Below are 13,338 nucleotides of genomic sequence, written 5' to 3'. Positions count from 1 at the left end.
ACAGCAGCACTGCCTTCTGGCCGGTGCCTCGTAATGCCGGCATGGTTGCTGGCCTGGATGTGGGGCACCATCGCCGGCGGGGCTCTGGTGGTCGGCTGCGCCATGGCATGGAAATGGAAGATTCCGTCCAAAGTAGTGTCCTCCGTGATGTCCTTCGGCGCGGGCGTGCTGATCTCAGCCCTCGCCTTCGAGCTGGTGGAAGAAGCAGTCAACGGCGGTGGTCTCTGGCCCACGATCGTGGGCTTCGCCACCGGCGCCGTCGTTTACGTTGCCGCCAACGCCCTGCTGGCCCGCAAAGGCGCCGAGCACCGCAAACGCTCGGGTGGGAAACAGCCGTCGGAGCAGCAAAAGCCAGGTAGCGGGACCGCCATCGCCGTCGGGGCGCTGCTGGACGGTATCCCGGAATCGGTGGTCCTCGGCGTCGGACTGGTGACCGCCGGTGCAGTCAGCCCGGCCATGCTGGCCGCCGTCTTCATCTCCAACGTCCCCGAAGGCCTCTCCAGCACGGCCGGCATGAAGAAAGCCGGCCGCAGCGCCAAATACGTCTTCGGAGTCTGGGTGGGCATCGCCGTGCTCTCAGGGATTGCGGCGCTGGTCGGGTTCCTGGTCCTGCAGGACGCCCCTGCCGAAGTCGTCGCCTTCATCACTGCGGTAGCAGCAGGAGCCATCCTGGCCATGCTCGCCGACACGATGATCCCCGAAGCCTTCGAAGAACACCACCTGCTCACCGGCCTCATCGCCGCCGCCGGATTCCTGGCTGCCTTCACTGTCGACCAGGTAGGCGGCTGAAACACGACCGAAAGGACCCCAATGAGTAGCAATCCCGGCAAGGCTGGCCGCGCCAACCCCGAGCCGCTGAACCCAGACCCTACAGGCCAGGACCCCAGTGCCACCGACCCTGGCGCAGATGCCAAACTGCAGCTCCAGCTGGCCATCTTCGACGTCACCAAGGACGCGCAGGGCAAAAGCCTGGACGAGATTCAGGAAAGCCTGCGCTTTGCCTTCGCAGCCCGTGGCGTCGAGGCACCCCCGGGCACCTGGCTGGAGTCGGTAGCCTCCTCGGCCTTCTACGGCGAGCCTTACATCATCGACTTCCCGGCAGCAATCGCGGCAGACGATGCCATGCCGGCCCCTAACAAGAACGTCCGGAAGCGCCTCGCCTTCCGTCGGCAGCTGCGCCAGGAGAAACTCCCGACCGGAACCTTCCCTCCCCCGGCTGAATGGGAAGTGCCAGCCAACGAAATCACCCACCCCGGCACCGCCGGCCACCGCGTCACCGTATCCCGGACCACAGGTGGGAGCCGTATCGTCCTGGTTGCCATAGGGCTGGCAATGGTGGCGCTCGTGGCAATCCGGGCTGCCCGGCGGCCCAGTCGCCTGCTTGGGCCCCTGCCGGCTCAATCATTTACCGGTACGGCCAAGGAGGGCACCCATGTCGGATATCAGTGATTACGCGCTCCTGGGGGACTTGCACACGGCTGCCCTCATCAGTACCAGCGGCTCGATCGACTGGATGTGCCTGCCGAACTTTGACTCCCCGGCCTGCTTCGCTGCCCTGCTGGATACCCCTGCCGCGGGGCGCTGGCTGCTGGCACCCGCCGGGGAAGGAAGGTGCACCCGCCGCTGGTACCGCCCGGGAACGCTCATCCTTGAAACCGAGTGGGAAACTTTCCAAGGAAGCGTCAGGGTCACGGACTTCATGCCTGTCCGCGACGACGGCGCCGACGTGGTGCGTATTGTCGAGGGCCTTCGCGGCAGCGTGCAGATGTACGGGGAATTATGCCTGCGCTTCGATTACGGCCACATCGTTCCCTGGGTGAGGCGCAAAGACCATCGCCTGACCGCCATCGCAGGCCCGGACGCCGCCTACCTCACCACCCCCGCCCCGCTCAAGGGCCGGGACATGCGCACGGTCAGTGACTTCACAGTGCAGGCGGGTGAAAAAGTGCCTTTCGTGCTGCGGTGGGTGCCCAGCAGCAAGCCTGCCCCGCCGGAAACCGACCCGGACAAGGCGCTGGAAACAACGGAGAACTTCTGGCTGAACTGGATTGGCCGCAGCCGGATGGAGGGAAAGTACAAGGATGCGGTTGAACGTTCGTTGATCACCCTCAAGGGGCTTATCTACTCCCCCACGGGTGGCATCGTCGCAGCTCCCACAACTTCCCTGCCGGAAGACCCCAGTGGATCCAGGAACTGGGATTACCGGTTCTGCTGGCTCCGCGACGCGACCCTGACGCTGCAGTCGCTGCTTGCCGGAGGCTACACCGAGGAAGCGGCGGCGTGGCGGGAATGGCTGCTGCGCGCCGTCGCGGGCGACCCCGCCGACCTGCAGATCATGTACGGCATCGACGGCACCCGCCGCCTCCCGGAAACGGAACTGCCGTGGCTTGCAGGGTTCGAAGGTTCCAAACCGGTCAGGATTGGAAACGCCGCCGCACCCCAACTGCAGCTGGATGTATGGGGCGAGGTCCTGGACGGGCTCTCCCTGACCCGCGCCGCCTTTCCGGACACTGTCGATGACTCCTGGGACATCCAGGTGGCCCTCATGGAGTACCTGGAGGGAGCCTGGGACCAGCCCGACAACGGGCTATGGGAAATGCGCGGTCCCCGCCGCCACAACACCCATTCAAAAGTCATGTGCTGGGTGGCGGCGGACCGCATGGTCAAGGGCATCAGGCACTCCGGGTTGCCAGGCCCGGAAGACCGCTGGTCCGCGCTGCGCGACACCATCCATAAAGACGTCATGACGCACGGCTTCAACAGCGAGCGCAATACCTTTGTCCAGTCCTATGGAAGCAACGAGCTGGACGCGAGCCTCCTTTTGATCCCCCGCGTGGGGTTCCTGCCCCACGACCATCCCCGCGTGATCGGCACTGTGGAGGCCATCCAGCAGCACCTCACCGAAGACGGTTTTGTCCTCCGCTACCGCCCACAGGCGAGCAATGATGGCCTCCCCGGGACCGAAGGGGTCTTCCTCGCCTGCTCCTTCTGGCTGGTTGACGCCCTGCTGGGGATCAACCGGCGAAGCGAGGCCGAGGAACTCTTCGAACGCCTCCTCAGCCTCCGCAATGACGTGGGCCTGCTCAGCGAGGAGTGGGACCCCAAGAACGAGCGGCAACTGGGCAACACCCCGCAGGCCTTCAGCCACTTCCCCCTCATCCACTGCGCTTTGCAGCTCCAGCACGGGCAATCCAGGCAAAGCAACACTCCCCTGGCCAGCCCGGAAGACCGTCACGGGGACCGGGCAGGGGACGGTGGCTCCGTGAACGGACAGACATCCTGATGCCCGCATAGGCATCGGTGCCCTCATGAACGTAGGGCCGGCCTGCGATGCAGGCCGGCCCTACGGACCCTCAGAGGGTATTCCGCCTGCGTGTGTCTGCCTTAGCTTTTTCCGGTTGTCCCGCCCGGGATCGGCCGGCGGCCAGCGGCCTGTCACCGCCGCGCCGCAGTGTCAGCATCACCAGGCCAGCGGCCAGCAGGCAACACGCCAGGAAGATGGAGGTTGCCAGGAAACTGCCTTGCGTCACATCCTGCAGGAAGCCGCCCACGTAGGGTCCGACGAATCCACCAAGGTTGCCTACCGCGTTGATCAATCCCATGGCGGCACCGGCAACGACCACCGGCATCGCACGCGACGCGGAAGCCCAGAAGGGACCGTCATAGGCCAGGGCGCCTGCGACGGCGATGCTGATGAGCGTGACGGCAAGAACGGGCATGTTGTCGCCGGTTGCAACCGAAACCACCAACGCGACAGCTCCCACTGCCATCGACAGCAGCACGTGCGTGGAGTAGCGGCCGGAATGGTCGGCTGCTTTGGCGTTGTACCAGAGGCCGAACATTGCCAACACGTATGGAATTGCCGTAATCAGGCCAACCTCCAGGGAGGACCCGGAGGTGATCGTCTTGATTACGTGGGGAAGCCAGATGTTGATGCCATAGAAGCCGATCTGTATGAGGAAATACACCAGGGTCAGTCGCCACACGACACTGTTTGACAGAACCTGCCGCAGTCCGAGCTTCTCCTGCTGGGGATGTGCCGCTGCGTCAGCAGCAAGTCCCTTCTCGATGTATTCGCGCTCCTGTACCGAGCACCACTTTGCTTCGCGCGGGTGGTCCGCGATCAGGGCCCACCAAAGGGGGGCCGCGATGATGAACGGGAAAATGCCTTCGATGATGAACAACCATCGCCAGTCCGAGAATGAGAGGATCCACCCGGACAGGGGCGCCGTGATGATGGAAGCGATCGCGATATTCATCATCCAGAGCGCATAAGCGCGCGCCCGCTCGGCGGCGGGGAACCAGTGGCTGATCAGTACAAGGATCGCAGGCCAGATCCCGGCCTCGGCGACGCCGAGGAAGAAGCGCACCACCAGCAGCTGGGTGAAGTCCTGGATGAATCCGGAAAGGACAGCCAGCACGCCCCAAATGAGCACCATGATGCCCACGAACTTCTTGGCACTCCAGTGCTCGGCGAGATGCCCGCCTGGTATCTGCAGGACGAGATAGCCGATGAAGAAGATACCTGCCGCCAGGCCCTGCTGGGCGGCGTCGATGCCCAGGTCCTGATGGAGCCCGTTCAGGGCGAACCCGATATTTGTCCTGTCCATGAACGAGATGATGTAGACGATGATAGCGACGGGAATCAGCCGCTTCCACCGGGTATTACCCACTGCCACTGCTGCCGTTACGTTCTGTGCCATAGGAAATGCTCCTTCGCGATATGGCTTATCAGACCGCGCCCCAGTACGCCTGTTGCTCTTACGCAGGCTTGTCGGGCCCCCGTTCCACCATGCAGGCGGAAATGAGCAGGATTCCGGGTGGAACTGCATCGAGATGCGATAACTGCTGTGCAGGCTATTTTCGCCCGAGAATCTCTCTTTTATTTTTTCGCAACTATTGCAAATGCGCAAGAAGTAATGGCCACCTCTTCTGAAAGCCCGGGAAGTCCGGAATCCGCGAGGTGAGCACTGAGCCGGATGCGTACGACGGCGGGTGGGCTCCCGCCGTCGTACGCATCCTGATCGCCGTTCAAGCCAGGGCGGGGAACCTGGGTAGGTGCGTTGGGCCAGACTGTAAGTATGAAGAAGCTTCTGTGGGTAGCACTTTCGGTGTTCGCCGTCATTTGCGCCGTGGCTGTGATGTTGCTGCTGTCGGGCGGTCTCCGTTGATGATCAAGCCCGCCTGCATGGTGGATCAGGCCGGCTACAGGGTTGGTCGTTGTCGCCAACACGTTGGTGCCCAACAGGTACGACAGCAACGCGTGGCGCAAGACTTTGCCCTAGATCGCGTCGGTTTTGAGGCCAGTATCTGAGACTTGGAAGGTCATACCCACGGTGAAGGCCTGGTCTGCGAAGTCCAAGTACCGCGGCCGCTTGCTTTCGTTGGCTGCAGGCCCCAGTTTGGTACGTCCAGTTGCTGCAGCCCATTCCACTGCAAGGGCCTCATTTTCCGTTACGGCAGCGGCGAGCTGCCTGGGCCAGAGGTAGGCGCGGCGGCGGGGAGGCAGTTCCGGGGTGCCGCACCGATGAAGGGCGCGGGGTAGCCGCGGCAGCCGGACTTCCGCAGATTCTGCCAAGACTTTCCGCAGCATCACCACAAATCGGCGGTCCGCGCGATGGGGCCGGGGCAGACTTGTTCCGTCTCCCGGTATTACCCCCGGCCCCAATCAAGGTATCCATGAAATTCACTTCTTCGCGCATGTCCGCGGCAACCCTCGGGCTGCTCCTCACTCTGCCCTCCGGCCTTGCCGCCGCCACCGCTTCCGTCGCCGCGCCGGTCCCCGCCGTCGTCCCGGCTACAACCATCGCCGACTCGTTCACCAAGCAAACCTTCGACCTCATCAACTCCGAACGCGCAAAGGTTGGATCGCGGCCCTTCGTCTGGAACCAGAAGATCGCCGACGTCTCCCAGGACTGGGCCAAGCAGCTGGGCGTAGCTACGATGGATCCCAACTTCGACTTCGCCACCATCCACCGCGCCGACGCCGGCGGCAATGAGATCCCGGCCGGTGCCACCTGGTACCGCGAGAACATCGGGTTCAACTTCAGCCCCGCCCAGCTCGTGAACTGGTGGATGAATTCCCCTGGCCACAAGGCCGCGATGCTCGATCCGCGCGGCACGGACGCAGGCATTGGCTACGTCGTCCCTACCACCGGACCCTACGCAGGCTGGCACCTGATGGTCTCCAACATGGCGGCCTACCCCACCACCCAGATTCCGTCATCCCCGGCTCCGTCCACTGCCCCAACGACGATTTCTTATGAGGGGCATGTTCAAAAAATTGGTTGGCAGTCCAGCGTGTCGAACGGCGAAACTGCTGGCACTGTAGGACAAGCGCTCAGGCTGGAAGCGCTCCGCTTTTCTACATCAGGACAGACGGTTCGAGCGCATGTCCAGAATACTGGCTGGCAAAATTACAGCACTGGAGCGACAACAATTGGTACTACCGGGTTGGCGCTTCGCATGGAAGCAATACAAATCAAATCCACAATTGCCGGTGAGACAATCCGATGCCAAGCACATGTTCAAAATATTGGATGGATGCCCGAGGTTGGTGATGGTGAGGTTTGCGGAACCACCGGCCAGGGACTCCGTCTTGAAGCAGTGCGCTTCCGGGTAGTGCGACAGTAAGAATCTCATGTAGCTGAGTGGGCCACTACGGGTTTCGAGAACGGCGTCCTGGGCTACCCGCCATCAGGCGAGGTTCCCGCCAACCGCGGCGTTTACCAGACCGGCCCCAACGGCAACGTGGCGCAGAACTTCCAGAACGGCGCCATCCGCTGGGGTCCCGCCGACTCCGGCAACGCCTACTAGGAACCTGATACCCAAGCACCCCTTCCTGCCACCGCGGGAGGGGTGCTGTCCTTTCCGGGCGGTTACCGGCCTCTGCGTAAAACTGTCTCTGGCAGGTGGAACTGGCTATTAGGCTGTCCATGGGCGCCCGAAGTGCCTGTTACTTTGACCCGAAAGCAGTGTCCGTTGGAAAACCGCATCACCCTCATGGCCACGCTGGCCAGCCTGGTCCTGAGCGCCTCAGCCTGCGCTCCCTCAAGCACGGCGCCCACGGCCACCGCCCCCGCCGCTTCTGCACCGGCGACCACCTCCACGGCCGTCGCGTCCTCCGCACCTGTGGGCTGGGGACTGAACCCCAAGGGTGCAGCGGACCGGATCAAAGCCGCAGGACTGCAAGTACTCAACGCCGAAGGCGCCGCCGAACACTTCCATGCGCACCTGGACATCTTCACGGACAGCAAACCCGTGACCGTCCCGGCCGACATCGGCTTCAGCTTCAACCCTGCCGGCCAGCCCAATGGAATCTCCGCGCTCCACAGTCACGACGAAACCGGCATCATCCACATTGAGGCACCCACCGCCGGCGCCACCTACACCCTCGGACAGTTCCTCACCGAATGGGGTGTCCTTGACGGCACCGACAAGACCCCCGGAACGCCACATTCGAACATCGACGGGTGGAACGTGGCGGTCAACGGGACCAAGCGGGACGGGAAGATCACCGACGTCGTCCTGAAAGCCCATGACGAAATCGTGCTGTTCCACGGCACCGCCCCGAATCCTCTTCCTGCCTCGTATACATTCACTGGCGGCCTGTAGGCGCCCAACTGACAGCGCCAAAAAGCCCCGGACCAGTGGTGGTCCGGGGCTCCGCAGATCAACTTACCGCTCTATGGTGACGTTGAGATCCAGATGGATGTTCTCGCTGGCGAGTCGGTCTTGCAGGTACTGGGCGAGGCTCGCGTCGGTGGCTGTGTGCGGTCCCTTCGGGACGGCCCCGCGGAAGACGGCCTGGGTGTTCGTTGAGCGGAGCACGTCCAGTGGCGTTGACCGGAGGTGTCCGTCGGTCAGGCGTTCGATGTCGGTGCGGAAGGTGCGTCGGTGGTCCTCGCGCATGGAGGCGCACATGGTGAATGGAATGAAAGCTACGGGCAAGGGGGTCCTTTCGAGCGAGGCAGCCAGCGGTCGGCGCCTCACGTTGTACAAGGCAGAAACGGCCCCTTCTATTCCTTCCCAGCCGCAGGGCCGAAACCCCTTGGTCTTTCCCCACTCTCAAGTAGCAGGATCACGTCGAGGTGGGTGGGCACTAAGCCCCTAGCCCGGGTCCAGGAGGAGACCTAGCCTTTGTACCGCCCTACCACTGTCCATGCTGCGCCCTTGTCGAGGCTCCGCACTTCTGGGCCGAGAACTACTACGCCGCCGCTGATGCGATCGTCCGCGTTGATGGCCGTAAGGTCTACCTCTCGCTTGACCGCCAGGGCCTCGACGCCCAGCAGTGAGCCGTCCTGGAGTTGGTGCATTTCCAGGCGCTTCGCGGCACACTAGGGGTATCCGAACCGGGGTTTCCGTTGATTAGACGAGAGTTACCACCCAATGTAAGGGTGGAAGCATGGATGCCGATGTTAACTTCTATTTCGACCCGGTGTGCCCTTTCGCCTGGATGACGAGCAAATGGGTGCGGCAGGTGCAGGCGCAGCGCGACTATACGGTGGACTGGCGGTTTATCTCGTTGCGTCTGGTCAACTCGAACGTTGACTATGACGCGCATTTCCCGCCTGAGTACGAGGCCGGACACATGGCTGGGTTGCGGCTTTTGCGGGTGGCGGCCCGGGCTCGGGCGGAGCACGGTCGCGAATCGATGGCAGGGTTGTATGCCGCGTTCGGCAGACACATTTTTGAAACTGCGCCGGACCCAACGATTAAGCACAATGAGGCTGAAGTCCGGGAGCGGCGTGGGACACGCGGGTTCATTGAGCCAATCCTTGCGGAGGCCGGCCTGCCCCGGGCACTGGCGGAAGCTCTCGACGACGAGTCCTGGGACAGCGAGATCCGGCAGGAGACGGATGAAGCACTGGCGTTGACGGGCAAGGATGTGGGCACGCCCATCATTCACTTTGAACCCCCCGCCGGCGTGGCCTTCTTCGGGCCCGTCATCAGCAGGCTGCCGGACGAAGACTCGGCCACCGAGCTCTGGGACCATGTGGTCGGCCTCGCCCGTTTCCCTGGGTTCGCCGAGCTAAAGCGCAGTCTGCGCGAACAGCCACAGCTTCCTGCCCTCGGGTTCACGCCGGGTACGGTCGGCAAGCAAGAGGACTGGCACGGCGGCAGCCGACGGCAGAAGAAATAAGCGTCTGCAAGGATGGATGCATGAATACGGCAAACACGCGCCATCACCAGGAGTCAGTCACGGTCAACGCTTCAGCGGAGATGCTTTACGACCTGGTCTCCGACATCACCCGCACCGGTGAGTGGAGCCCGGTCTGTACTTCGTGCTGGTGGGACAACGAGTCCAGCACCGGGCAGGTCGGTGCCTGGTTCACCGGGCGCAACGAGCTCCCGCACCGGACCTGGGAGACCCGGTCGCAGGTGGTGGCCGCCGAGCGCGGCCGGGAATTCGCCTGGGTGGTGGGTGGCAGCTATGTCCGCTGGGGCTTCACCCTTACACCGGCAGGAACCAGGACGATCCTGACCGAGTCGTGGCACTTTCTGCCGGCCGGGATCGCCATGTTCGAGGAGAAGTTCGGCGACCGGGCGTCCGCTGAGATCGCGGACCGAACGCAGCAGGCGCTCGACGGGATCCCGAAGACGCTCGCCGTGATCAAGCGAATCGCCGCCAGTAACGTGACCTGATCATGTCCAGCTCACTCACGGCCTCCCCGTGGCCGCGGTGACCGGGCGGAGGGTCAAAACAGCAGGCCAAGGGCTATCAGGGGGCGCGTGATTCAGCTTGCGCGGCTCGCCCCTGCGACGAGTCGGGCCGCGTCCGCAAGGCCGTTCGCCCCCGCCCGCGCGTAGCGGTCAATGGTGGCAACATCCTGGCCGCGGCTTGTCATCGCTTCGGTAAAGAGGTCCATGTCAATGACCTGCAGGATTTTGAGGTGTTCGGCGTTGTCGGTCGTGACGGCGCCGGTGAGTGCCTCAAGCGCGAAGCTCCGGCCGGTTCCGGAAAGCAGCAGATCCATCAGGGGCCCCATGTTCAGCTTCAGATTGTTGGCCAGCGCCAGGATGTCTTGGGCGTTTTTCTGGTTCATCATGAGGAGGGCATTATTGAGGAGCTTGCCGGTTTGACCGGACCCGACCGCCCCCATGTGTGTGATCTTCGCAGAAAAGGCCGCAAGAACAGGCCTGACCGTCTCCAAGGCCTGGATGGGCCCGCCGACTATGGTCGTCAACTGCCGGGCTTCGGCCCCGGGCCGCCCACCGCTGACCGGGGCGTCCAGCACCAGCACCCGCGAAGTCGCTGCCCGCTGGGCCATCGACACGGCGTAACCCGGAAGTCCGGTGCCGTGATTGATCAGGATGGCGCCCGGAGCAAGGCTTTCCAGCAGGCCGCCAGTGGTGAGAACCTCTTCGATGTCGGAGTCCTCCCGAAGGCAGAGTCCGACGACGTTAGTGGCGGCCCCCAGCCCGGCAACGGTGTCATGCCGGACGTATGGCAGACCTTGGAGGGCTGCGAGGGAGGCTTCGCGCCGGACCCAGACATGCAGCTGAAATCCTGCGGCCGCGATGGCTCGGGCCATGGGCGCGCCCTGGTCTCCGAGGCCTACCCAGCCCACTTTCGGGTCGTGCAAAAGCATGTTCGGGTCGGTGGGTTCCCAAAGAGTGTCTTGTCCGGTGGTGCGCATGTCTTGCTCCCTTCGTCCTGGAGAGTTGAAGTCGTTCATTTAGCACCCTGTGCCAGGAGTTCCGCAGAGAGGTCCCAGAGGCGCCGGGCGTTAGCCGGGTCGAGGGCGTAGGGAGCCACCCCGGTGTAGTCCGGGCCGCGGTGGTCCACGACGGCGGCCTCGTTGACGTCCTCAAAGTAGCGACCGCCGATGCCTTCCAGGTCAGGGGAAGTGGCGACATACAGGGTGGTGGCTGCACCCTGCTGAGGCGTCTTCCGGCGCTCGAGCGGGGTCCGGAGGCCTCCGGTGTGGCGTTGAAGATTTGTGGCAATGGCGCCGGGCATAACTGCATTTGAAGTAATGCCGTCTCGTGCCCAGCGCTCAGTTGCCGCGACCGCGAAGAGTGTCGAGGCCGTCTTGGACTGGCCGTAAGCCAGGAACGGGTCGTAGGGGACGAAGTTGAAGTGTGGATCGTCAAACAACACGGGGGCAAACAAGTGGCCGCTGGAACTCAGGGAAACAATCCGGGCATTTCCGGCCTCTGCCAGGGCTGAGTGCAGGGCGTTGGCGAGGGCGAAATGACCGAGGTGGTTGGTGGCAAACTGCATCTCCCAGCCTTCCGGGGTCCGTTCCAGCTCCGGCAGGGCCATGACGCCGGCGTTGTGGACCAGAACGTGGAGTGGACCGCTCCACTGCGCGGCGAATCGGGAGATAGTGGACAGGTCCGAAAGGTTCACCCTGGCCACAAAGATGTTCGGATTGCCGGTTGAACTCCGGAGATCGGCTGCAACCGGTGCCGCTGCGTTGATGTTGCGGACCGCGAGAGTGACCTCGGCTCCGATGTTGGCGAATGCACGGGCGGTCTCAATGCCGATGCCGGAGGCGCCGCCGGTGATTACGACACGTTTACCAGTGAAATCGATGCCTTCCGTGACGTCGGAGGCGGTTGAGCTGAACCCGTACTTGGTGGAGATTCGTGTCATGGTGATGAGCTTTCTTGCGACGGATAGGAGTCGTGGACTTAAGGCAAAGCACGCTCGACAGCAGCAATTTCCCGGGGGAAAGGCTTCGGTGAGGGGGCTATGACTCAGTGTGCGCTCGTCGAGAAGGGGCAGCCAGAACCTTGGGTTTCATATGAATGCCAGGGCTACCCTGAGGAATCGTCCTGGTTCCTTGTCGAATTTCAGTCCGCTTGTGGAAGGGTGGCAGCCAACCGTTGCAGGGCCAGCTCGGATCGGCTCCCGGGCTCGGCGTGGTGAACGACAAGAAGGTGCCCGTCCGTGCCGGTAACTGCCAGTTTCTCGTGAAAGAGCTCCATGTCTCCCACCAGTGGATGGTGAAGGAGACGTTTCCCCGCGACTTTCGGGCGCACATCGTGGCGGGCCCACAATTGAAGGAAGTAGGGACTGCTCTTTGCCAGGCCAGAGAGCAGTCCCTCAAGTGCAGGGTCGTTGACCCGCTCCCCCACCGAGGCCCTTAAACCGGCAGTGGCCTCCTCCATGACCTGTTCCCAGTCCTCGTAAAGCTCCCGCTCGGCAGGGTCCAGGAACGCTTCCCGGAGCACGTTCGTCCCCACTTTGTTCCTCGGCGACAGCGCTACTGCCAACGGGTTGGCGGCGAGGACGTTCATGAAGCGGTCCTGCACGAAAGCCGGGACATGGGCCAAGGTCTTCAGCAGATGCGAAAGCCCTGTATCAACGCCTGTTGTCTCTTCCACCCCTGTCACAGCCACGGAGGCCGGCCGCGCCAAACGGTGTAAATGCAGGGTCGACGGCGGATCCAGGCGCAGGGCCCGGGCAAGGGCATCGAGAATCTGCGGGGACGGGTGGTGGTCTTTTCCCTGCTCGAGCCGCACGTAGTAATCAACGCTGATACCCGCCAGCCCTGCGACTTCCTCACGTCGAAGACCCGGGACCCGCCGCCGGCCAAAGCTGCCGAGACCAACATCTTCCGGGCTGACAAGGCCCCGACGGGCCTGCAGGTATTGGCTGAAAGCCTGGTTTTTCGCCACCTTCCCAATCTACGCTCGCCCTGGACAGGTGGCGGACTCTCTCCGCTGTCCTTAACGTGGCAGGGCGAGGAACTCCCATACGCTAAAGATTATGAATACCGATAGCGATGTACTTGCTGCTGCCGAGGATTGGTTGGTTGGGCTCTTGCAACCGCCCATCTTCAACCATTGCGCACGGGTGTTTGAGTATGCCCGAGCCATCGCTGCGCGCGAGGGCTGGGCTGTTGACATTGCGGCTCTGCGCATCACTTCCCTTTTCCATGATGCCGGGACCGCTGATGAGTACGACGGCCCGCAGCGGTTTGAAGTCGAAGGTGCGGACGCGGCCGCGGCGTTCCTGACCACCCACGGGTGGGAAGCAGGCCGGGTTGACTCGGTGTGGGAAGCCATTGCGCTGCACACCTCACCTCAGATTGCTGAGCGCCGGGGACCCGTAGCGAGGTACCTCCGCCTCGGCGTTCGGGCCGACTTCGGGGATGACACCCTGCCGCCTCGTGCGGAGAAGCACCGCTCCGAGGTCCAAGCGACGTATCCGCGGCTTATGATCGAGCAGTGCCTGGGCCAGGCAGTCGTTGAACAGGCATTGCGCAATCCGGAGAAGGCACCTCCATCCTCCTGGCCCGGTGGGCTGCTGCAGGCTCACCTGGGCACAAATCATGTCCAGGGGATCAACCCCGCCTTCTAGCCGCTGCTCAAGCGGTTGCATAG

At 63.3% G+C, this 13,338-nt stretch carries 15 protein-coding genes; 8 read left to right on the top strand and 7 right to left on the bottom strand.

Annotation, left to right across the window (positions count from 1 at the left end):
* The first annotated feature begins 33 nt into the window (after positions 1 to 33).
* The 3 genes from LFT49_RS09535 to LFT49_RS09525 are packed head-to-tail and all read left to right on the top strand — an operon-like array spanning position 34 to position 3,283.
* Positions 34 to 789: a ZIP family metal transporter gene (locus tag LFT49_RS09535; protein ID WP_237430342.1), complete on the top strand. Its 756-nt coding sequence runs from the start codon at positions 34 to 36 to the stop codon at positions 787 to 789.
* Between the two features lie 21 nt (positions 790 to 810).
* Positions 811 to 1,449, top strand: coding sequence for a hypothetical protein (locus tag LFT49_RS09530; protein WP_237430341.1), 639 nt, complete (start codon positions 811 to 813; stop codon positions 1,447 to 1,449).
* On the top strand, positions 1,433 to 3,283 hold the full coding sequence (locus LFT49_RS09525; protein ID WP_237430340.1) for a glycoside hydrolase family 15 protein: 1,851 nt from the start codon (positions 1,433 to 1,435) through the stop codon (positions 3,281 to 3,283). The genes LFT49_RS09530 and LFT49_RS09525 overlap by 17 nt, the downstream gene beginning before the upstream one ends.
* 70 nt (positions 3,284 to 3,353) lie before the next feature.
* Here the strand turns inward: LFT49_RS09525 and LFT49_RS09520 are convergent, their stop codons facing one another.
* On the bottom strand, positions 3,354 to 4,703 hold the full coding sequence (locus LFT49_RS09520; protein ID WP_237430339.1) for an MFS transporter: 1,350 nt from the start codon (positions 4,701 to 4,703) through the stop codon (positions 3,354 to 3,356).
* 578 nt (positions 4,704 to 5,281) lie between these two features.
* Positions 5,282 to 5,578, bottom strand: coding sequence for a hypothetical protein (locus LFT49_RS22695; RefSeq protein WP_306970257.1), 297 nt, complete (start codon positions 5,576 to 5,578; stop codon positions 5,282 to 5,284).
* Positions 5,579 to 5,679: 101 nt separating this feature from the next.
* Between LFT49_RS22695 and LFT49_RS09510 the strand changes: the two genes are divergently transcribed.
* Both LFT49_RS09510 and LFT49_RS09505 read left to right on the top strand, forming a co-directional pair.
* Positions 5,680 to 6,633 carry a CAP domain-containing protein gene (locus tag LFT49_RS09510; RefSeq protein ID WP_237430338.1) on the top strand — a complete coding sequence of 318 codons (954 nt, stop codon included), beginning with the start codon at positions 5,680 to 5,682 and terminating at the stop codon, positions 6,631 to 6,633.
* A gap of 348 nt (positions 6,634 to 6,981) precedes the next feature.
* A complete protein-coding gene (locus LFT49_RS09505) occupies positions 6,982 to 7,614 on the top strand; it encodes a hypothetical protein (protein WP_237430337.1) in 633 nt (210 codons plus the stop codon).
* 63 nt (positions 7,615 to 7,677) lie between these two features.
* Here the strand turns inward: LFT49_RS09505 and LFT49_RS09500 are convergent, their stop codons facing one another.
* Positions 7,678 to 7,950 (bottom strand): hypothetical protein, encoded by a 273-nt coding sequence (locus tag LFT49_RS09500; RefSeq protein ID WP_236802474.1) that lies wholly within the window; start codon positions 7,948 to 7,950, stop codon positions 7,678 to 7,680.
* 182 nt (positions 7,951 to 8,132) lie between these two features.
* Complete coding sequence (locus LFT49_RS09495; RefSeq protein ID WP_237430336.1) at positions 8,133 to 8,315, bottom strand: hypothetical protein; 183 nt, start codon at positions 8,313 to 8,315, stop codon at positions 8,133 to 8,135.
* An 89-nt stretch (positions 8,316 to 8,404) separates the two neighbouring features.
* Here LFT49_RS09495 and LFT49_RS09490 point away from each other — a divergent pair, with 89 nt between their 5' ends.
* The gene (locus LFT49_RS09490; protein WP_237430335.1) at positions 8,405 to 9,142 is read left to right on the top strand and encodes a mycothiol-dependent nitroreductase Rv2466c family protein; all 738 of its coding nucleotides are present in this window, start codon (positions 8,405 to 8,407) and stop codon (positions 9,140 to 9,142) included.
* A gap of 20 nt (positions 9,143 to 9,162) precedes the next feature.
* The gene (locus LFT49_RS09485) at positions 9,163 to 9,645 is read left to right on the top strand and encodes an SRPBCC family protein (protein ID WP_237430334.1); all 483 of its coding nucleotides are present in this window, start codon (positions 9,163 to 9,165) and stop codon (positions 9,643 to 9,645) included.
* A gap of 92 nt (positions 9,646 to 9,737) precedes the next feature.
* On the opposite strand, the gene LFT49_RS09480 is transcribed toward LFT49_RS09485, so the two are convergent.
* From LFT49_RS09480 to LFT49_RS09470, 3 genes are all read right to left on the bottom strand, one after another.
* Entirely contained in the window at positions 9,738 to 10,640 is a 903-nt protein-coding gene (locus tag LFT49_RS09480; protein WP_236802469.1) for an NAD(P)-dependent oxidoreductase, read from the bottom strand.
* A gap of 35 nt (positions 10,641 to 10,675) precedes the next feature.
* The gene (locus tag LFT49_RS09475) at positions 10,676 to 11,602 is read right to left on the bottom strand and encodes an SDR family NAD(P)-dependent oxidoreductase (RefSeq protein WP_236802467.1); all 927 of its coding nucleotides are present in this window, start codon (positions 11,600 to 11,602) and stop codon (positions 10,676 to 10,678) included.
* A gap of 200 nt (positions 11,603 to 11,802) precedes the next feature.
* Positions 11,803 to 12,630, bottom strand: a complete 828-nt coding sequence (locus tag LFT49_RS09470; RefSeq protein ID WP_237430333.1) for a helix-turn-helix domain-containing protein — start codon at positions 12,628 to 12,630, stop codon at positions 11,803 to 11,805.
* A 91-nt stretch (positions 12,631 to 12,721) separates the two neighbouring features.
* Here LFT49_RS09470 and LFT49_RS09465 point away from each other — a divergent pair, with 91 nt between their 5' ends.
* Positions 12,722 to 13,315, top strand: a complete 594-nt coding sequence (locus tag LFT49_RS09465) for an HD domain-containing protein (protein ID WP_237430332.1) — start codon at positions 12,722 to 12,724, stop codon at positions 13,313 to 13,315.
* The last annotated feature ends 23 nt before the right edge of the window (positions 13,316 to 13,338 follow it).

The organism is Arthrobacter sp. FW306-06-A, from assembly GCF_021870055.1.
GTDB lineage: Bacteria > Actinomycetota > Actinomycetes > Actinomycetales > Micrococcaceae > Arthrobacter.
This window is presented reverse-complemented; position numbering and strand designations above follow the sequence as displayed.